At 56.1% G+C, this 19,727-nt stretch carries 12 protein-coding genes; 4 read left to right on the forward strand and 8 right to left on the reverse strand.

Annotation, left to right across the window (positions count from 1 at the left end):
* Positions 1 to 31 precede the first annotated feature (31 nt).
* The 4 genes from MKFW12EY_RS11395 to MKFW12EY_RS11410 form a co-directional block, all read right to left on the reverse strand.
* Positions 32 to 511: a hypothetical protein gene (locus MKFW12EY_RS11395; protein WP_054760863.1), complete on the reverse strand. Its 480-nt coding sequence runs from the start codon at positions 509 to 511 to the stop codon at positions 32 to 34.
* Positions 512 to 613: 102 nt separating this feature from the next.
* The gene (locus tag MKFW12EY_RS11400) at positions 614 to 1,300 is read right to left on the reverse strand and encodes a copper resistance protein B (RefSeq protein WP_245006283.1); all 687 of its coding nucleotides are present in this window, start codon (positions 1,298 to 1,300) and stop codon (positions 614 to 616) included.
* On the reverse strand, positions 1,293 to 3,005 hold the full coding sequence (locus MKFW12EY_RS11405) for a copper resistance system multicopper oxidase (RefSeq protein ID WP_221053013.1): 1,713 nt from the start codon (positions 3,003 to 3,005) through the stop codon (positions 1,293 to 1,295). Before MKFW12EY_RS11405 ends, MKFW12EY_RS11400 begins: the two co-directional genes overlap by 8 nt.
* Positions 2,995 to 3,357, reverse strand: a complete 363-nt coding sequence (locus MKFW12EY_RS11410; RefSeq protein WP_157199302.1) for a hypothetical protein — start codon at positions 3,355 to 3,357, stop codon at positions 2,995 to 2,997. The genes MKFW12EY_RS11405 and MKFW12EY_RS11410 overlap by 11 nt, the downstream gene beginning before the upstream one ends.
* 151 nt (positions 3,358 to 3,508) lie before the next feature.
* Here MKFW12EY_RS11410 and MKFW12EY_RS23190 point away from each other — a divergent pair, with 151 nt between their 5' ends.
* Positions 3,509 to 3,637, forward strand: coding sequence for a hypothetical protein (locus tag MKFW12EY_RS23190; RefSeq protein WP_256360751.1), 129 nt, complete (start codon positions 3,509 to 3,511; stop codon positions 3,635 to 3,637).
* Between the two features lie 471 nt (positions 3,638 to 4,108).
* Here the strand turns inward: MKFW12EY_RS23190 and MKFW12EY_RS11415 are convergent, their stop codons facing one another.
* On the reverse strand, positions 4,109 to 6,439 hold the full coding sequence (locus MKFW12EY_RS11415) for an NACHT domain-containing protein (RefSeq protein ID WP_054760857.1): 2,331 nt from the start codon (positions 6,437 to 6,439) through the stop codon (positions 4,109 to 4,111).
* An 876-nt stretch (positions 6,440 to 7,315) separates the two neighbouring features.
* Here MKFW12EY_RS11415 and MKFW12EY_RS11420 point away from each other — a divergent pair.
* The 3 genes from MKFW12EY_RS11420 (at position 7,316) to MKFW12EY_RS11430 (ending at position 14,224) form a co-directional block, all read left to right on the forward strand.
* Positions 7,316 to 8,977 carry a bifunctional metallophosphatase/5'-nucleotidase gene (locus MKFW12EY_RS11420; RefSeq protein ID WP_221053014.1) on the forward strand — a complete coding sequence of 554 codons (1,662 nt, stop codon included), beginning with the start codon at positions 7,316 to 7,318 and terminating at the stop codon, positions 8,975 to 8,977.
* Between the two features lie 56 nt (positions 8,978 to 9,033).
* Complete coding sequence (locus tag MKFW12EY_RS23040) at positions 9,034 to 12,207, forward strand: hypothetical protein (RefSeq protein WP_245006284.1); 3,174 nt, start codon at positions 9,034 to 9,036, stop codon at positions 12,205 to 12,207.
* A 100-nt stretch (positions 12,208 to 12,307) separates the two neighbouring features.
* Positions 12,308 to 14,224, forward strand: coding sequence for a DUF945 family protein (locus tag MKFW12EY_RS11430; RefSeq protein WP_221053015.1), 1,917 nt, complete (start codon positions 12,308 to 12,310; stop codon positions 14,222 to 14,224).
* A 44-nt stretch (positions 14,225 to 14,268) separates the two neighbouring features.
* Here MKFW12EY_RS11430 and MKFW12EY_RS11435 read toward each other — a convergent pair whose 3' ends face one another.
* Genes MKFW12EY_RS11435 through MKFW12EY_RS11445 form a run of 3 tightly spaced genes read right to left on the reverse strand, consistent with a single transcriptional unit; the run spans position 14,269 to position 19,637 of the window.
* Complete coding sequence (locus tag MKFW12EY_RS11435) at positions 14,269 to 17,070, reverse strand: EAL domain-containing protein (RefSeq protein WP_221053016.1); 2,802 nt, start codon at positions 17,068 to 17,070, stop codon at positions 14,269 to 14,271.
* On the reverse strand, positions 17,054 to 17,611 hold the full coding sequence (locus MKFW12EY_RS11440; protein ID WP_054758747.1) for a YfiR family protein: 558 nt from the start codon (positions 17,609 to 17,611) through the stop codon (positions 17,054 to 17,056). The genes MKFW12EY_RS11435 and MKFW12EY_RS11440 overlap by 17 nt, the downstream gene beginning before the upstream one ends.
* Before the next feature lie 13 nt (positions 17,612 to 17,624).
* A complete protein-coding gene (locus tag MKFW12EY_RS11445; RefSeq protein ID WP_054758749.1) occupies positions 17,625 to 19,637 on the reverse strand; it encodes a TonB-dependent receptor plug domain-containing protein in 2,013 nt (670 codons plus the stop codon).
* Between the last annotated feature and the right edge of the window lie 90 nt (positions 19,638 to 19,727).

Consider the following 19,727-nt stretch of genomic DNA (forward strand, 5'->3'; position numbering starts at 1 on the left):
GTGTGCCTGAAGCGTTTCCGGTCCGGCCGCGTTACTGCGCCGGTGCGGCATGGTGCTGTTGATGTCCCGGTACCGTCGCCGCACCGTGGGCAGCGGTCTGGGCGTCGAACCATTCGTGCAACGCCTGCACCAAATGCGGATATTCGCTGCTGTAATGGATCTGGGCGCCGTTCGGTAAAGCCCGGTAATCGTAGCGAATCTCGTCCGGTTTCGCGCTTTTCAGCGCTGCCAAGCCGGGCATGGTGGCACCGTGCATCCGTTCGGTCGCCGAGAAATCGCCGCTGGCGAAAGCGCCCGCCAACTGGCGCAGATGCGCTTGGATCGCATCGGTCAGCTTAGCGTCGGCGCCGGCCTTGACGACCACGTGTTGCACGCCGCCGTGGACGGTTTTACTGAAGGTTTGAACGGTGTTATCCGGCGAATACGCTGGCTTGGTTTCGCCGGCCGCAGTAGCGGCGAATGCGGCGCAGAATAGTAAAATAGCGGTGGCGATCGAGTTAAAGTTTGACATAGCGGCTCTCCTAAAAAGTGTTGAATAGCCACTTCCCCGTTGTGGGTTATCGTCCTGGCCACGTCAGACAAGCAATGTGATGCACTGGTTCAGCGCCTTGGCTTAATACCAAAACCGGAAGCCGGCGACGGCTCTGACACTGTGCTGGTGTTCGCGTAGCGATTGCTCTTCGACGTAATCGACGCCCAGATAAGGCGCAAACTCGCGTTCGATTTCGTAACGCAGCCGCAAACCGGCCTCGAATTCGGTTACCCCGGCTTTGACCCCGCGCGATTGCAAATCTGCCGCCGCCAGATTCAGCTCGATGCGCGGCTGCAAGATCAGGCGCTGGCTCAACAGCAGATCGTAACTCAGCGTCAGACGGCCCAGCACGTTGCCCTTCTCGGTGACGAACAGCGCGCTGTCCACTTCGAAAAAATACGGCGCCAAGCCCTGAAACCCGATCACCGCGTCGAAGGTGCGTTCCGGTTCGAACGCGCGGCGGGCGCCGATTTGAAAGTCCCAGAAACTATCGACGTTCCGGCTGTACAACACCTGCAAATCGGCCCGGCCGAAGATACCCTGGTCGGCGGAATAGTCGCCTTCCGTTTTCAGCCAGAGTTTGTGCTCGTCGTTGCCGAACCAATCCTGTACATCCCATTTCGCCAGATGCAAGCCGCCGTTTCCCTCGTACTCCAGACGCTCGGCGATAAAGCGGTTAAACAGCATGTGGCCGTCTTGGGCTTGGCAGTCCGGCACTAGCCACAGTAGCCCGATTGCCGCCGCTTTTATGCGGTAGCCGTTACTCACGATCCGGCGCCTCGACGATCAATTTACGAAACATGCCGGTATCCATGTGGTACAGCAAATGGCAATGAAACGCCCATTCGCCCACCGCATCGGCCGGCACGTCGACCACCGCAGTCGTCCCCGGCCGGACGTTGATAACGTGCTTTTTCGGATTGTATGCGCCGGCGCCGATATCCAGGTATTGCCACAAGCCGTGGATGTGGATCGGATGGTTCATCATGGTCTGGTTGACGTAACGAAAGCGCACCACTTCGCCTAACTTGACCCGAATCGGTTCGGCGTCGGCGTATTTGACGTCGTCGAACGACCAGATATAGCGCCGCATGTCGCCGGTCAGCCGCAATTCGATTTCCCGGTCGGGCTTGCCCAGCGGCGTGGCGGTTTCGGCGCGTAAATCGCGGTAATCGAGGGTCTGATACGACGGAATTTCCGGCGGCATGGCGGCGTGATGGTGGCCGGCATGGGCGGCATGCTCCGCGGCCGGTTTGGCCGCTTCGAGATTCTCGCCAGCCTGGGAAGCATGGCCGCCGTATTCGGCGTGTTCGGCGTGTTCGGCATGTTCGAGATGATTATCACCTTGCGCCGCGTGTCCGGCGTGGGCGCCGCCCATATCCGCCATCGTCAACAAAGTGCGCGGCGTCGGCGGCGGCACCGGCGCCAGCCAATCCGCCCGCGGCGACAGACTGGCATGAGCGTAACCGCTACGGTCCATTGCCTCGGCGAAAATGCTGTAAGCCCGTTCGGCCTGGGGTTGCACGATAACGTCGTAGGTTTCGGCGACGGCGATCCGGAATCCGTTAACGTTCAAAGGTTGCAGGTTTTGGCCGTCGGCGGCGATGACCTGCATCGTCAAACCCGGCATACGCACATCGAAATAGGTCATCGCCGAAGCGTTGATGAAGCGCAAGCGCACTCGTTCTCCGGGTTTGAACAAAAAATGCTGCGCCATCTGCGGGGTACGGCCGTTGACCAGGAAACGGTAGGTGGAACCGTTGACGTCGGCCAGATCGGTCGGGTCCATCCGCATCTCTCCCCAGGCCAAACGATCGCTCAGGGTTTCCCGCAACCCGAGCCGTTCGATGTCGGCAAAGAAATCGCCGACCGTACGCTTCTGAAAATTGTAGTAATCGCTCTGCTTTTTCAGCCGCGCCAACGTGCGGTAAGGGTCGGCCTGCGGCCAATCCGACAGCAGCACCACGTAATCGCGGTCGGCTGCTGGCTGCGGCTGCGCCGACTCTATGATTAAAGCCCCGAACAAGCCCTGCTGCTCCTGCATGCCGGAATGGCCGTGGTACCAATAGGTGCCGTTCTGCTTGACCGGGAAACGGTAACTGAAACGGGCGCCGGGCGCTATGCCTTCGAAACTGATACCCGGTACGCCGTCCATCCGGTAGGGCAATTCGATTCCGTGCCAGTGTATCGAGGTCGGCTCCGACAGCCGGTTTTCGATATGCAACACCACGTCTTCGCCTTCGCGCCAATGCAAGGTCGGCCCCGGCAGACCGTCGTCGGCCAGAATGGCGGTCTGCGGTTCGCCGCCGATATCGACTCGTTTCTCGGCTATCGTCAAATGGTATTCCCCGGCTAAAGCCTGGCCGGCCAACACCATGCCCCAACCGATACCACGGATCAATTTCGAAACACGCTTAGCCGCCGACTTGGCAGGCGCGCTGCGGCTATCGGCTTGCCGGAAGTTAACGCGCATCTTCCGGCATCTGCGGTGCCTGCCACTCGCCGCGTTGGCGGGCCTCGTCGACGGTTTTCCAGCCGGCGGCGACTTCCTGTTGGGTGATGCCCAGCCGCTGCAACAACGAATCCAGCAACGAATCGGCGGCAGCCGGCGCCGAAACCGGTGCGGCTTTGCCGGCAGACTTGGCGGCCGGCAGCTCGGTAATGACCAGGGCGCCGTTGATCGGTTTCACTTCGCCCTTGGCGCATTTTTCGGCGTCGTCGGTATACAACGTCTTACCTGCCACCACACATTTGATCGGTTCGGCCGCTACCGGCATTACTGCCGCCAGCATCATGGCCGCACTCAGTATTTTGACGAGTTGCATCGCTGCCTCCGAAAACCGCCGCTTAGCCGTGGCCCAATCGAGCGCGGATCGAACCGCAACCGCCGGGAACCGGGTTTGGAACTTTTCCCAATCGAACCCACTCCCCCAACCGCTGCCGGACAAAATCGCCGCTTCGGCCTACGGGAAAGAAATGAAATTAATCGTTGCACTGATGATAGCCGCAATTGCCTACTTGGCTCTACGCCTGATCGCCGAATTGGCCGGAGAACTGGCCGAATTCGCCGTCGAGGCGTGGCAGCATGGGCAAACGGAAAAGTAAGGCTTTTTTTATTTGGTCGTTTGGTAGGCATTTGCGCTGCCGCTCATTCGGTTGGCTTTGGCACTGGCGCATTCGCCATTGTGTTCTCGGCGGACCGCAAGGATTTCCTTCCTTGCGGTTATCGCCCAGTGTAAACGAGAGCCTAGCGACGATTCGTCGATGGGGGAGTTACTTGGTATGTACTTCGATGAGCGCTGTTTGTAAGCCCAAATTTCCTGCTTAGAAACATCGAATCAGTTTTGTTTTAAGATCGCTACCGGCCAAAAGCTGACCATCGCGCTTTGGCTTCAGTGACCGCACTGGAATGGATAGCCGCTTGATAGCATTTAGATTGCTCGACCGGAGCAGGTTTTGCGTAGCCTCGATGCAGCGTTAGCGGAATCGAGGGTGTCGCCCATCCGTCATCAGACTAGTCTCGGCAAACTTTAAGGGTGTTGGCCTTCGAATCCTCGATTCCATCGAGGCTACTTGCTAAAGTGCTTTAACTGCTAACAACAGTTCGTCTTTACTAACTGACGGTGCATTAAGTATTTTCTCAACACGATTTGTATTCTTTCTCACTGGATGTACAACTTGATTAAAGATTCTTACAAATCCATGTTTTTCCATAAGGCTTAATACTGGTGGAATGTAGTCCGCAACATCGTTTTTAGTTATACCTCGACTAAATGCCAAAATTTTTCGTCCAGCGCCGGATTGACGATAAAGTTTTCTAAGTATCGTCAATAACGCTTTTACCTGTGGCTCCAAATCGGATTGGAGAACTGCGCTGGTAGTGCCCATATTATCAAATTCAAACACCTCACATGACTTCTCAAATAACTTTTCTGGCAACCCCATTTCATTTGCAACACCTCCAATTCTGTTAATGATGCAGTTTCGAAAAGTAACATCAAAATCAATGCTGAGTGCTCCGACTGATACTTCATCAATCACGCAGTTTAAGAAAGTGACCTTACGAAAGTTACAATCTTCTAAATCTAGTCTTTGAAATAAAGCTGATTCAATAACTATTCCATAACAATCTAAAATATGTTCTTCTTCCTTTGCCATTTCCGCAGAAACAGCAAAGCAATCTGCAATGAGCTGCAAATTAGCAGGCGTTTTTACTTCATTAGATAACCGTTCAACGATTGAAAAAGGAGTGGAGCTTGTAGCACCATTTCGCCTTAGTAAATATGAAGTCATACTCACGGACTTAGACGAAATTGCTGATAGAGGTGCGGGCCCTATATTTGAGTATTGTCCCCAAATAACGCGTGCAAGAGCTCCACCTTGTAACGCGGCTAACATATCCTGATCCACAAATGATCTGGAACCCGCTTCTTGGTCACGCTGAGTTAACCCTGGTAATCTCTGCAATTGGGCCAATACGCCTTCACCAGCTGATTGCTCCGTCTCAATGTTATAAGTAGTTGCTAAATCATTCCCTGTAATTGGCCCATTTCCAGATGGAAGAGATCTAACAAAAAAAGCAAGCCGCTCCATTACGCACCTTAAAACTTGAGCATCCATTACCGATCGCTCCAGCTCTGATTCTCGATGAGCAATTTTTGAAATAAATGCATCCCAAGCATACCCATATCCCTCCGAAGAATCTATATCAAGTATTTCATTCAAAAGATTATTTTGGATTAAGTATGAAAGAATCAAAGGCTTTCGTGGCAGCCAGTCTGGCAAAGGGTGTTCAATTCCATTCTTTTTTAAAAATGAATTTGCGCCATCTTCTGTAAACTCATCCAATCTGACTAATCTATAGTTATCTCCTGTAATTCCCAATGCATGCTTTAATTCTGACATGTTGTCAAAATAATGATCTCTACCGCATATTAATGCGCCTAACCCTGTAGGTAGTTTTGTCAAAAAATCCCTAACTCCTGTTAGCGCCATTCGTCTTCCTTCTTTCATGAAATTAATATCATCTTTCCTTACAATGGCTTGAGAGGCCACCTCGTCAAAACCATCCAACAACAAACAAGCAACACCCGCTCGCCAAGCAATAACTAAATCTTCCTTCGGAGTAAAACCAATGGATCTAGCATGACGCTCAAGTATCTCATCGAAGTATTCTTGCCCCCAATGTTCACGTAGGTTTAAGCATATCGGCACTAAAGAATGCTCGGAAGTTCGATATTTTGACGCGATAATTCTGAATATTTCTCTAGTTGTTAAGCTCTTGCCCGCACCAAATGGTGCAACCAATATTACAACGTAGCCTTCTTCTATCAGGTGACATATCTCTTTTATATCAGTAGGAGTATGTCGCTCCTCAACATGACTTCCTTTTTTTCCGTTAACCATTACAGATTCGACAATCACCATCGGCAATGTAGCGTAGGCATCATCGCTTATTGTGACTGAGTTATCTGATGGATTGCGAGCAGAGCCAAATGAAGCAACTTCTCGCCTAGACAGATACGATCTACCGTCGAAAAAGCGCTGTTTAAACTGCTCAAGAGTTAAAACAGTTACATTATTTTTTCTGGCATGTCCGATATGTTCAGCATCAAGTTGCTTAGATGTAATTAGCCACTTGGAAACTGCTAGTGCTGTTTTACGCTCGATGGTTTCCGCTGCATTCAACTTTTTTGTATCACTCTTCGCCTTCTCAAGTTTTGTACTCGTTGTTACCATAATCAGATGGGTAACGTCCCTTAGTCTTGCGATGCCGTCAAGTTCACGTACAACTGGATCATTTGGATAATGACTTGGCTGACACGAGCCCGACTCTAATCCCCAAACAGCCTCAGCAATCCATCTAACCTCAGCTTCAAATTGCATATTTACTTTATAGGTTCCCATATGGCTCTGTTATTAAATGCTAAGTTATTGAATTCGAAATGTATGATTACGCAAGCTAATCGTAATTACAATCTGAATAGGAGATTGCTTGCCGACTCTTGTCATTGCAAATTATGGTCTTTCCGGCAGTTTTGGCTCGCCCAATAAAACAATTCTATTACCTCTCTAGGACTCCCTCGATACACCCTATACTCATCTGACCAGATACTCGGCGATTTTGGCATGAACCGGCAACGTTTCGAGTTGAGAAACAGGATCGGGCGTTGGCGTTACTGCACAGGCTGTGCGGCCTGGCGTCGCTACTTGACGTTGACGAGCCAGCTACTAACGTAGTGCTCGCTATTCGCAACGCAATCAGCAGAATTACTATGGCAAAGGAAGTTTCGAATCTAGCCATCAATTTATCGGCAAGTGTCGAAAATCCTTCGCCAGAATTTTTACATTCATCACGAGCATACAGCCCTCATAATTCCCCGCGCCCAACCCCAAGCATAAAAACTGATTCGCCGCATAAGAGTAGCATCGATCTCCTTTCAGCGGGCTTTGCCAACGGAACGCAGGCCCGGATCGGTTTGGGTTATGTAATTCCTGCACAAGCCATGAAAAACCGGCGGTTTAGCTTTCCGCAAAACTCGGCTTACCCTCCCCTTCGCCAATGTCATTAAATTTGGAACACACCGGCTTGTTCAAATCCTGTAGGAGCGGGCCATGCCTGCGACCGAAGCGTTTTATCACGAGCATGGCCCGCTCCTACCATCCCTAACTTAACGACATTGCCCCCTTCGCCGGCGGCAAACCCTTCAATTTTTGGGTTAACTCCGATTCGCTGCTATCTTGTTGGGCAACCTTTTCCATACTCCGCGGAGGATACGTTTTATGTGGCCGAACAAATCACTGTTACTCGCGACCGTCGTTGCCTCGCTTGCCGCTTGCAGCGCGGTGCCCACCTCCGATACGCCTGCCGGAGCGGAGCCGGCGCCAAGCGCGCATTTCCGGATTCTGCAGGTTAACGACTCCTACAAAATCGAGGGTTTGGAAAACGGCGGCGTCGGCGGCTTCGCCCGCTTGCGTACCCTGCGCCAACAATTGCAGGCCGATGCTACCCCGGTATTGCTGTTGCACGGCGGCGATTTTTTGTTTCCGTCGGTGATGAGCAAATACCTACAGGCCGATGCGATGGTCCAGGTCATGAATTTGCTCGACGGCGCGCCGGCCGCATTCGATAACGAGATGATGGCGGTGTTCGGCAACCACGAGTTCGATACGCCGGACGCCGGGGTCTTGCTGCGGCGGATCGTGCAATCCGACTTTAGCTGGATTTCGTCCAACACCCGTTTCAATTTCAGCGAAAGCGCGACAGCGGAGCCGTTCGGCAAACGCCTGCCGCAGGTGCACGACGTGTTGGTCAAACAAATCGGCGGTGCCAAGGTCGGATTTTTTGGCATTAAGCTGGATAGCCGCAAACAGCCCTATATCGAATTCGACTACGACCTGCCGGCCCGGCGCACCGCCATTCGTAGCGCAATAGACCGCTTGAAAAGTCAGGGCGCGGCGGCAATCGTCGCCCTGACCCACCAGGATTTCGACCAGGACCAATGGTTGGCGCGCGAGTATCCGGAAGTGAATTTGATCGTCGGCGGCCACGAGCACTTTTTTATCGAAAAACAGATCGGCAACACTTGGATTACCAAGGCCGACGCCGACAATAAAAGCGCCATCGTCCACGACGTTTACCTCGCCGGCGGCAAGGTCAGCAGCAGCCACCGCAAAGTCGATCTGGACCAAACCATCGCCAAAGACCCGCAGGTGGCGGCCGAAGTCGAGCGCCAGTTGCAGCGGCTGGCCGGCCTGTTCGACAAGCAAGGCAAAGACCTGAAACAGGTACTGGGCTACACCGAGCATCTGCTGGAAGGGGTGGAACCGGCGGTGCGCGGCCGGGAAACCGCGCTCGGCAATTTCCTGGCCGACACGATGCGGGAGCGGATGCAAACCGACATCGCCTTTACCAACGGCGGCGGCATCCGCATCAACGACAACATCCCGCCCGGCCCGGTCACGCTGTACGACATGGAAGGCTTGTTTTATTACGACAACAAACTGGTCAGCTTCGCGTTGACCGGGCAGCAACTGTTGGACGTGCTGAATAATTCGGTATCGAAAACCCATTTGGGCGACGGCCGCTTTCTGCAAGTATCCGGCATCCGCTTCGGCTACCACGCCGAGCCCCAAGCCGACGGCGGCGTCAAGTATCGGGTCGAAGCCGGCGACGTGCGGATCAAGCCGCGCGGCGCTAAACAAGACCAGGCGCTGGATTTGCGCAAAACCTATAGCGTCGCCAGCACCGATTTCATTTGGGAACACGGTTCCAGCGACGGCTATGAGATTTTCGGCAAAGGCGAAGGCAAAACCAGCCCGCGCCGGCTGGACGACGGCACGGCTATCGGTTTCCGCCAAACCGTGGAAACGGCGCTGGCCAAATTGCCGCAGCGTACGATTACCCAACGCGTCGAAGGCCGCATCGTCCGGCTGGCACCCTAATCCGCCGCTCCGCTGCCTCCAAAACCAGCCCGCTTACCGCCCACCTTGGAGAGACCATGGCTCAGCCCCGCTACTACTTCGCCGACGACGAACGCTTCGTCGTCGAGCAATACAACGACTGCACCGCGTTTGCCAGTTTCCTGCCCGGCATCGCCGGCGTATCGGGCCGGCCGGCCTGGGCGTTTTACGTCAACCGCGGCCAGGCCGTTGCCAGTTTCGGCGTGCGTAACAAAGACGGTGCGTTTCTGGAGTTCTTTCCGGCCGACAAGGCTTACCAACTGACCCCGGCCCGCGGCTTCCGCACCTTTTTAAAAATTTCCGGCGGCGCTGCCGTTTGTTGTTACGAGCCGTTCCAACGCGGCGCCGCGGCGGATGTGGTGCAACGGCTGAGCGTGACGCCGCACGAAGTCGGCGTCGAGGAAATCAATCCCGGCCTGGGCTTGAGTATCCGCGCCGATATGTTCACGCTACCCGAGGCCAATGTCGCCGGCCTGGTTCGCCGGGTGGAAATCGGCAATATTTCCAGCCAAAGCCAGCGCATCGAAATCGTCGACGGCTTGCCACAAGTCTTGCCTTATGCGATGAACCAATGGATTTTAAAATTCATGAGCCGCACGTCGGAGGCTTTTATGCGCGTCGAAGGCGTAGCAGAAGATCTGCCGTTTTACCGGCTCAAAGTCTGGCCGACCGATTCGCCGCAAGTGGAACCTGTCACCGCCGGCAATTTCTTTTTCGGTTGCAGTGGCGGCCGGCTGCATCGGGTTATCGTCGATCCGGAACGGGTATTCGGGTTGGCCGGCGATTTCTCCAACGCGGAACGCTTCTTTAGCGATGCGCCGCTGGATTTGCAGAACCAGGTCGCCGCCAACCAGACGCCGGCGGCCTTTCAGACCTTGACGCTGGAATTGCAGCCGGGGCAAAGCCGGGTGTTTTACGCCGTTTACGGCCACGCCGAATCGCTGGCGGCATATCAAGCCTTCGTCGGCCAGGCCGCCTGCCGCGACCAATATTTCGAGGCCAAACGCGAGGCTAACCGGGGCTTGATCGCGCAAATTAGCCGCAAAGCGTTTACCGCGACCGCCCTACCCTTGTTCGATGGCCACGTCCGCCAATGCTATCTGGATAACGGTTTGCGCGGCGGCTTTCCGCTGCCGGTTCCGGGCGGCAAACTGTTGTATTTGTTCGGCCGCAAACACGGGGATCTGGAACGCGACTACAACGACTTCTTGTTGCAGGACACGCCGTATTCGGAAGGCAACGGCGACTTTCGCGACGTGTTGCAAAACCGCCGCGTCGACCTGTTTTTCGAACCGGGCTTGGCCGGGCAAAACATCCGTTATTTCTTCAACTTGATTCAACCGGACGGTTACAACCCCTGCGCCTTGCGCAACACGCGCTTTGCCGTCGCCGCGCCGCAGGCGTTGGCGGCGCATTGCGCCGAAATTCCGGAGCTGGCAGCCTTACTTAATACCGAATTCAAATACGCCGAGCTCTGGCAATTATTGGCCGGCCATGACGCGGCTGACGAAATGATCGGCGCCATTCTCGCCGCGGCGCAGGAAGTGGCCGATGCCGAATTCGACCGCGGTTATTGGTCCGACCATTGGACGTATCTGGTCGATTTGCTGCTCAATTACCGGGCGATATTCCCGGAGCAGTTGCCCGCGCTATTGCTGGAAGCCGATTACACCTTTTTCGACCCGACCCATTACGTCGCCCCGCGCGCGCAAAAATACCGGCTTACCGGCGACGGCTTACGCCAATACGGCGCCGTACAATTCAGCGCCGAGAAAAAAGCCTTGATCGAATCGCGTAGCGGCCGGCGTTACCAGGTGCGTGCCGACCACGGCCGCGGCGGCATCGTCCGCACCACATTGCTGGGCAAAATCCTGACCTTGGTCGCCAACAAACTGGCGACGTTGGACCCGGCCGGCATCGGCATCGAAATGGAAGCCGACCGGCCCGGCTGGTGCGACGCCTTGAACGGCCTGCCCGGCATCCTCGGCTCGGCGGTCAACGAAACCATAGAACTGAAGCGGCTGATCGATGTAACCTTGCCGTTATTGGCCGAAGTAAGCGTCAGCGAGTTGCCGCTGCCGGCCGAGTTGGCCGATTTCGTCGCCGACTTGAACCGTTTGCTGGACCAACCCGAGCTGACGCCGCACCGGTTCTGGCAGGAAAGCGGCGCCGCGAAGGAGGCTTACCGCCGGCAAGTGTTCATGGGCTTTGCCGGCGCCGAAAAAGCGCTAAGTCTGGATTGGCTGCACGGTTTTTTCGAAAAAGCCTCGGCCCATCTGGCCGCCGCTGCCGCCAGAGCCGAATCCGCCGCCGGCATAAATACTTACTATACCTACAGCGCCGAGGACTACTGCACCCAGGCGGACGGCAGCGTCGAGGTTAAGCGTTTTCGCGCGGCGCCGCTGCCGCCGTTTCTGGAAGGTTTCGTGCACGCCTTGCGGATTGCCGATCCGCAGTCGGCCCGCCGCCTGTATCAAGCGGCACGCAATTCCGAGCTGTACGACCGCAAACTGGGGATGTACCGCTTGAATGCCCCGCTCGGCGATCAAGCGTTAGAGTTGGGCCGGATCGGCGTCTTCAATTACGGCTGGCTGGAAAACGGCTCGATCTTCCTGCACATGCATTACAAATTCGTGTTGGAAATGCTGCGCGCCGGCCTGGTCGACGAGTTTTACGCCGACATCGAACGCTTGTTGGTCGCGTTTCGCCCGCCCGAACAATACAAACGCAATCCGGTCGAAAATTCCAGCTTTCTGGTCAGCAGCGGCTTCGGCGTCGATCCGCGCCAACACGGCCGCGGCTGCGTTGCCCGCTTGTCCGGTTCGACGGTGGAACTGCTGCAACTTTGGACCTATCTGTTTTTCGGCGATGCGCCGTTCATTAGCGGCGACGGCGAGTTGCGTTTCCAACCCAAGCCGGTGTTGGCGGCCAGACTGTTTTCCGACTGCGAACGCAGCGCGGCGCCGTTCGCGACGGCAGAAACCTTGCCGGCCGCCAGCGCGGCCTGCACCTTGTTCGGCGACACACTGGTGGTTTACCTGAATCCGCAGCGGCGCGACTGCTTCGGCCCTGACCCGGTCAAGCCGCGGCGTTACCGCTTATATTTCCGCGACGGCGGAGAGGAAACGGTGGACACCGGCTTTTTGGGCCAGGCGGCGGCTGAAGCGTTACGTCAGAGGATGCTGCGGCGCCTGGATATCGAATTGGCTTAACGGCGGACGGCCGGATATATTTTGGTGCGCGGCAGCGCAAGTCGAACGGCGCCGCGTTTGCTAGACTGGAGCGCATATCTAACTGTTTAGGGTGGCGACCATGGCACAAAAATCTCTGATTCAGGTAGCGGGCGGCATCGCCCTGTTCGCGGCGGTTTGGCTGGGCGCCAGCTTTTATCTCGGCCGCAACGCCGAACGCGAATTGGCGGAGCGGGTGCAAAAAACCGAGACCGATTGCGGCGTACGCCTGAACAATTTGCAACAGCAATCCGGTTTGCTGTCGGCCAGCGGCACGCTGGAACTGCAAGTCGGCGATTTGTGCAATACCGACCCCGACGGCAAATACTGGGTCGTCGCCGACGTGCAATACAACATCAACCACTTGATCTTGCCCGGCTCGGTGATGCGCTTCAATTGGACCTTACGCCAGCGGCCGGAATCCGGCCAGGGCGGCCCAGGTTTGCAATTCAGCGGCAGCGGCCATTCGGCGTTCTCCGGCACGCTGTTTTCCGAGATTGCGTCCACCGAGCTATCCGGCGAAGCCGACGACGCAAGCTGGCGCGTGGAACCGTTGACCGGCCGTGTCGAGGCCGGCGAACGCAGCTTGAACCTGAGTTTACAAGTGCCGCGCTTCACGGCGCGCGGCGACGGCAACGCGCTGGACCTGCAAGGCGTCGGCCTGCAGCTCAATCTGCAGGACCGAGAACTGGGCCTTGGCAGTTCCAGTTTTACCATCGACAAAGTCGCTACCAGCAACGGCAGCGGCGAACGTCTGGCCGTCGCCAGCGAAACGGTCAGAAACGGCGACCGGATCGATGCCAAAATCCTCTATGCGCTGGGCGGCTTGGACGCGATGGGTTACTCCGCTCGGGATTTGGCGGTGGAAATTGCCGTGCGCGGCCTCTACGCCGAAAGCGTGAAAACCCTGGCCGAGATTGCCAGGGAATCCAAATCGTTCCGCAATCTGACGCAGGAAGAAAACAAACGCTACCGCAAGGCTGTGAAACAAGCCATTAACCGCGGCTTTTCCACCGGCATTACCAAATTGAGCGGCAGCGTCGGCAATGCGGAGCAACAAAGCGGCTTGAACGGCCAATTGACGATAGAAGTTAAACCGAATGCCGACCCCGATGCCGACATTCAACTGGCAAAAATGCTGCAATCCTCCGGTCAAGTCAGCCTCACCGGCAACGCCATCGGCGAGGAACAGAAAAACCAGTGGTTGGAAATGGGCGTGGCCAAGGCCGGCGCCGACGGCATCCAGGCCGGATTCGACTATTCGGCCGGCATTCTGAAAACCAACGACCGTATCGTCGAGGAGCCCTGGCTACAACAAACCCTGGCCGAAACCGATGCCCAAATCAACCGCTTTCTGAACGAAGCGGACAGCGCCGCGCCGGCGGCCGGCTTGGAGCACGTGATCGATTCGCCAACAGAAGCCGCAGCCGGAGACTCCGCTGCCGCGCCGCCGCAAGCGGCCGAGCCGGAACCGGGCACCCCGGCCGAACCCCAATCGGTCAGCATGGTAGGCCGGGTCAGCTATTCCGAATCCGGTGCGATGCTGGAAAGCGCCGACGGCCGGCGCCTGTATTTCGTCGTGGACTCGGAAGTCGGCCAATTGATCGTCGGTTTATGCAGCGAAGGCGAAACCTGCGCCGTCACCGCGCTGGTAGACGGCGACGGCCAAATCAAAGCCATTCAACAGCTCAGTGCCGTGGCTGCGGCCGAACCCGAGGCCGGCGCCGTTCCGGCGGCACCGGCCGCGAATGTACAGCCCAGCTTCGATTGCGCCAAAGCCGCAAGCAAGGTCGAATTATTGATTTGCGGCTCGCACGAACTGGCGGCCGCCGACGCCGAACTGGCCGGCCTGTACCGCAATGCCATGGCCGCCGCCGCGGACGGCGAAGCCTTGGTCGCCGCACAACGCAACTGGATCAAAACCGTGCGCAACCAGTGCGTAGACGAGCCCTGTCTAGCCGAGGCCTACCGCAACCGGATCGCGGAGCTCTCGCACTGAGGCTGGTCTAAATACCGCTGGCGCCCGGCCGGCGCCAAACCGGCTCAGCGCGCTGCCTGTAGAAAAGCGGCGAATTGGTCGGCCGGCATCGGTTTGGCGATCAAATAACCTTGGACGTAATCGCAGCCCATTTCCAGCAGCAATTGCCGTTGCAGTTCGGTTTCGACGCCCTCGGCTATCACTTTCAAACCTAACTGGTGGGCCATGATGACGATGGCCTTGGTCAAGGCCAGATCGTCGGAATCGGCCGCCAAATGGAAGATGAAGGACTTGTCTACTTTCAGATAATCGATATCGAACTTTTTCAGGTAGGACAAGGACGAGTACCCGGTACCGAAATCGTCTATCGCAATCTGCATGTTGTTGCGGGCGAAGTGCAGCAATTGCTCCGCCACCTTGTCGTTGGCCTCCAACAGCAGGCCTTCGGTAATTTCGATGATGACGTTGTCTTGGGAAACCCCGTGTTTCTCCAGATACACCGGCCAATGCGCCAAACAATTGTCCAGCCCCTGGAATTGCAGCGGCGAGACGTTAACCGATATCTGGAACCGGGTTTGCTGTTCGGCCTGTAGCGTTTTCAACTGGCTGGCCACCTGGCAGAACACCCATTCGCCGATGTCTCGGATCAGGCCGTGTTCCTCGGCGATCGGGATGAATTCGGCGGGGTTAATCAAACCGCGCTGCGGATGCCGCCAGCGGATCAAAGCCTCCGCCTTGTAGATTGCACCGGTCTGCAGATTGAGGATAGGCTGGTAGTACACCTCCAACTCGCCGCGCGGTATCGCCGAATGCAAGTCGGTCAGAATCAGCATGCGCTTTTGCGAGGCTTCCTGCATGCTGGGCGTAAAATAGCAAAAGCCGTTGCGGCCCTTGTTTTTGGCGGCGTACATGGCCTGGTCGGCGTAGCGCACCAAATCTTCGGCATCCTCGGCGTCGGACGGATAGACGGCAATACCGATGCTGGCCGAGACGTAGACGTGGCGGTTGTCGAAAAAATACGGCTGGCTGAGCACGTCGACAACGGCCTGGGCGATGCGGTCGACATCGCCGACATCGGCCAACTCGCTGACGATCACGGTGAATTCGTCGCCGCCCAAACGGGCCACGGTATCGGTCTCGCGGATGCAACCGCGGATGCGCTTGGCGGCGTCGACCAACAAGGCGTCGCCCATCCTATGGCCGAAGGTGTCGTTGACCTCCTTGAACCGGTCCAAATCCAGGAAGAACAACACCAGATACTGTTTTTCCCGCTTGGCCTTGCGGATTTCGTGCTGCAAACGGTCGGCGAACAGGCGCCGGTTAGGCAAATTAGTCAACGGGTCGTAATTGGCCTGGAACCAGATCTGCTCTTCGGTTTTCTTCTTTTCGGTAATATCGTAAAACAGCGCGACACGGCGGATGACACGGCCGTCGTCGTCGTAGACGTTGTTCAGGGTCAGCCACTGCACGTAGGTTTCGCCGTTTTTATGGCGAATCTGGATCTCGCCTTGCCAATAGCCGGTGCGCCCCAGTTGCAACCAGACGTTTTGGTAGAACTCGGCATCGTGCTTGCCGGAGTCCAGTAAGCGCGGATGTTTCCCCACCACCTCGTCCTGGCCGTAACCGGTAATGGTGGAAAACGCCGGATTTACCGACAGGATTTTGTGTTCCGGATCGGCGACCACCATCGCCTCGCTGCTGTTCTGGTACACCGAGCTGGCCAAGCGCAAATGTTCTTCGGCCTGTTTGCGCTCGGTGATATCGCGGGCCGCGGCGTAAATCAAGCCATCCTTGGGAATGCAGGACCACTCGATCCAGCGGTAAGCGCCGTCCAGATGCCGATAACGGTTGACAAAATCGGTCATTGGATGGTGTTCGCTCAGAATGCGCATCGCTTCCCGGGTTTTGGGCCAATCGTCCGGATGCACAAACTGCATAAACGGCCGGCCTTCCATTTCGGCCGTGGCGTATCCCAACACGGTCTGCCATTGCGGATTGATCTTGCGGATGATGCCGCTGAAGTCGGCAATCAGAAACAAATCCAGGGCGTAATTGAAATAGTTGTCCAACTCTTCCGATTTTGCCCGCAGCTCCTCGGTGCGTTGGCCAATTTTGATTTCGAGTTCGTTATTGAAATACAGAATCTCGGCTTCGCGCTGTTGCACGCGTTGCATCAGCAAATTGAACGCTTCGTAGAGCCGGCTGATTTCGTCGTTGGTTTGCGGTGCCGGCAGCAATAAATCGCCGCTATGGGTTTTATCGGCGCTCAAGCGGGTATGTTGTTCCAGCCGCGTGATCGGCGCCATGATGAAACGGCGCAAACTCAAGGCCAGACTGTAACTGCACATCAGCGCAATGCCCAGCACCAGCAGCATGAAGCGCAGTTCCTGCCATTGCTGTTTTTTCAGTTCGTCGAGGCGGAAGGCGCCCTTCAGAATTCCCAGTTGCCGGTCGTTTTGCATGATCGGCACTTTGAAATAAAAATGGCGCGCGCCCCAGACCCATTCCCTATTTTCCAATCCGGCCGGCAGATTTGCATCCAGTGCGTAAGGGTCGTATTTGGAGACGACGTCGCTGCCCTTGTCCAGCCGCAGATAGACGACGCGAGAATCTTTGAACAATGGGCTCAATTGTTCTTCGACGCCGGATTTGTCGTCGAAAACCAGCGGAAACACCGTAAACTCGGATACCAGCTTGGCCAATGCCAGATTGGCGTGAATGAAATCGTCGCGCTGCTGGATATTTTTTTTCCAGTATAAAAACAACAAGGTACTGGTAATCGTCGCCAATACCACGAACATGACCACCCACAGCAATCTGCGCCGTAACGGTTGTCTGCTCAGCCTGCGTTTAATTAGGGCCAACAAGGTTTGCCACCTTCAATAAATGGTAACTGGCGCTGAGGCCGCTTTTGTTCAGCGCGTTGCGGTTGACTTCCAAATTTATTTTGTTGTTGTCGATGAAAAAGTCGATGTGGGCTCCCTGCTCGGCGGCATTCTTGTTTTCCACCACCAATAGTACCGGTTGGTTCTGCACGGTCTCGACGATCGCCGGCAACTGGTCTTTCAGCTCGACGTTGACGTAAACGACTTGGCATTCGGCCACGTCGGCGGCCTTTTCGAAAACCAGCAGTTTGACCGGCTTATTGGCCAAGGTTTCATTGGCGTAATAATTCTGGATTGCGGGAAGCAACGGCGCGTTGGCCGACGCGCACAACGTGAACTGTTCGCCGCCCCATTCCGGCCAGGTGATGAAGCGGGCGATCTTTTCGATAATCGAGGCCCGGATCAAATCGCTGTCTTTGACCGCCAGCGCGGCGTTGGCAACGCAGCAGCTTGGGCCGTAACCTACCGGCAACAGCAGCAAAACCTGCGCGTAAACTCTCCAACGTTTGTTTCGGAATAGCATCTCGGGGTCGTACCTAAAATTCGAGCGCAATTTCGCCGAACAGCATACGCCCCGGAGAGGCGGGAACGGTGTTGATGTTTTTGCGGTTGAACTCCGGATAATAAAAATTCTCGTCCAGCAAATTATCCAGATACAAGGTAAAGGTCATGTGCTTGTTCTTGGCGACGCCCAACCAATTATTCAATTTGTAATTGGCGTTGACGCTGACGTTGTGGTAACCGCCGGCCGGCGGATTGACCAATAGCGCGGTCGGTGCGGCTTTGGCGGCGCTGAAATAGGTATCGAACACGCTGAGTTGCAAGCTGGTGCCGAAGTCGTAACTCAAGCCCAGCTTCGCCATGTGGTTGGGTAATAAAGTTTTGTTGTTGTGTTTGTTTTCGTCGCGGTTGGTTTGAAAAGTGTAAGAGCCCTTCCAGGACAAACCGGGCAACAGTTTGGCCTCGGTTTCCAGTTCCAGGCCTTCGAAGGTAGCGCTGCCGCCGTTGACGTACAGCAGCTGGGTCGGCACCGTGTTTGGAATCGGACTGCGCACGATCAAGTTGGTGACCCGGCTTTCGAACGCGGTCACGGATACCTGGTAATCGGCGTCGTGGTAGAACACCTGGGCGTCGGCCGTTTCGACCTTTTCCGGCTCGACGCCGCGGTTACCCAACACCACCGCCGAATTGGCGCCCAATTCGCCGGCGCTTGGCGCCCGATAGGCTTGGGCGAATAACAACTTGGCGCCCCAATTCGCCGACATTTCGTAAACCAGGCCGGCGCGGCCGACCAGGCCGTCGATTGCGCTGTCGCTTTCCGCAACACCGCTCGGCGCCGCTTTCAGATGGTCGAAACGGTGCCATTGGCCGCCCAGATTGAGTTTCAGATTATCCAGCAAGGCATAGCCGACGTTGGCGTAAATGCTCGATTTCAACTGCTCGTAAGGGGCTAGCGTATTCGGCTGCGACACTTGGGTCACCTGGCCCTGTTGCCATTCCACCAGCCCGCCCAACAGCAGGTTCAGTTTGTCGTCGAAAAACGATAGGAAATGGCTTTGTTCCAGCAACAGGTTGTTTTCCCACAAATCGGTCATGTACGGCACGCCGGCCACCGGCAGATTGTAGTTTTGGGAAAACTTGTTCAGCGTCAGATTCCATTTGCTGCGCCAAAAATCGTTGACTTGGTGGTTGTAACCGGCATCGAAAAACAAGCGGTTGTTCTCGACTTCTTGGCCGAAGCCGATAGGCACCGCCCCCCAATGCTGTTTCTGGCTGTTGACGACGTATAGATTGAAGTCGAATTCTTTCCAACCGCCCCAAATACTGGCGCTGACGTCGCCGTCGTCATTGCGGAAATTGACGTTTTGCCGGGTTTCGTCGACCGCCGCAGCCGTCCAGCCGTCGCTGGCCCGATACCTCACCGCGCCGCTGATCGCCGCGTCGCCGTTGTTCCAGCCGAACTCGGTTTCGGCTTGGCCGGTGTTGTAGCTGCCGTAACGGCCGCGCACGGTCAGCGCGTTGTCCTGTTTCTTTTTGGTGACGATGTTGATCACGCCGGTAAAGGCGTTACTGCCGTACAGCACCGAACCGGAACCGCGCACGACTTCGATTTGTTCGATATGGTGGATCGGAAAGTCGCGGAACATGGTCTCGTTCAAGCCGCCGTAGGCGCTATCGCGAAACGGCCGGCCATTGATCAGCACCAGGGTATGGTTGTTGACGTGGGTCAGCGCGTCGCCGCGCAGCGCCGCAGTACTGTTGGACCAAATGTAGGTGCTGAGCATATACACGCTGGTCACCCGGTTCAGCACGTCGGCCAGCGTGTTGGCGCCGTAACGATCGATATCGTCGCGGGTGACGATGCTGACGATGCCGGCGGCCGAGTATTGGCTTTCGGTTTTCTTCGAGACTACTTCCACACTCAAAACGTCTTCCAGCGACATTTTTTTCAGGGCTTCGATTTCGGCCGCAGCCTGATGCGCGGCAACGCTGCGGCAAGAGCTGTAGGCCAACGCAATCGCAAGAGTGGATAAATTGAGTCTGTGCATAAATCGGGAGTGACCGGTTTCCTGATGCCTGAGCGTACGAGAATCGCGCTTGCTTTAGATACGCCCAGTCTAGCGTAAATCGCGCAAATA

The organism is Methylomonas koyamae, assembly GCF_019669905.1.
Taxonomy (GTDB): domain Bacteria; phylum Pseudomonadota; class Gammaproteobacteria; order Methylococcales; family Methylomonadaceae; genus Methylomonas; species Methylomonas koyamae.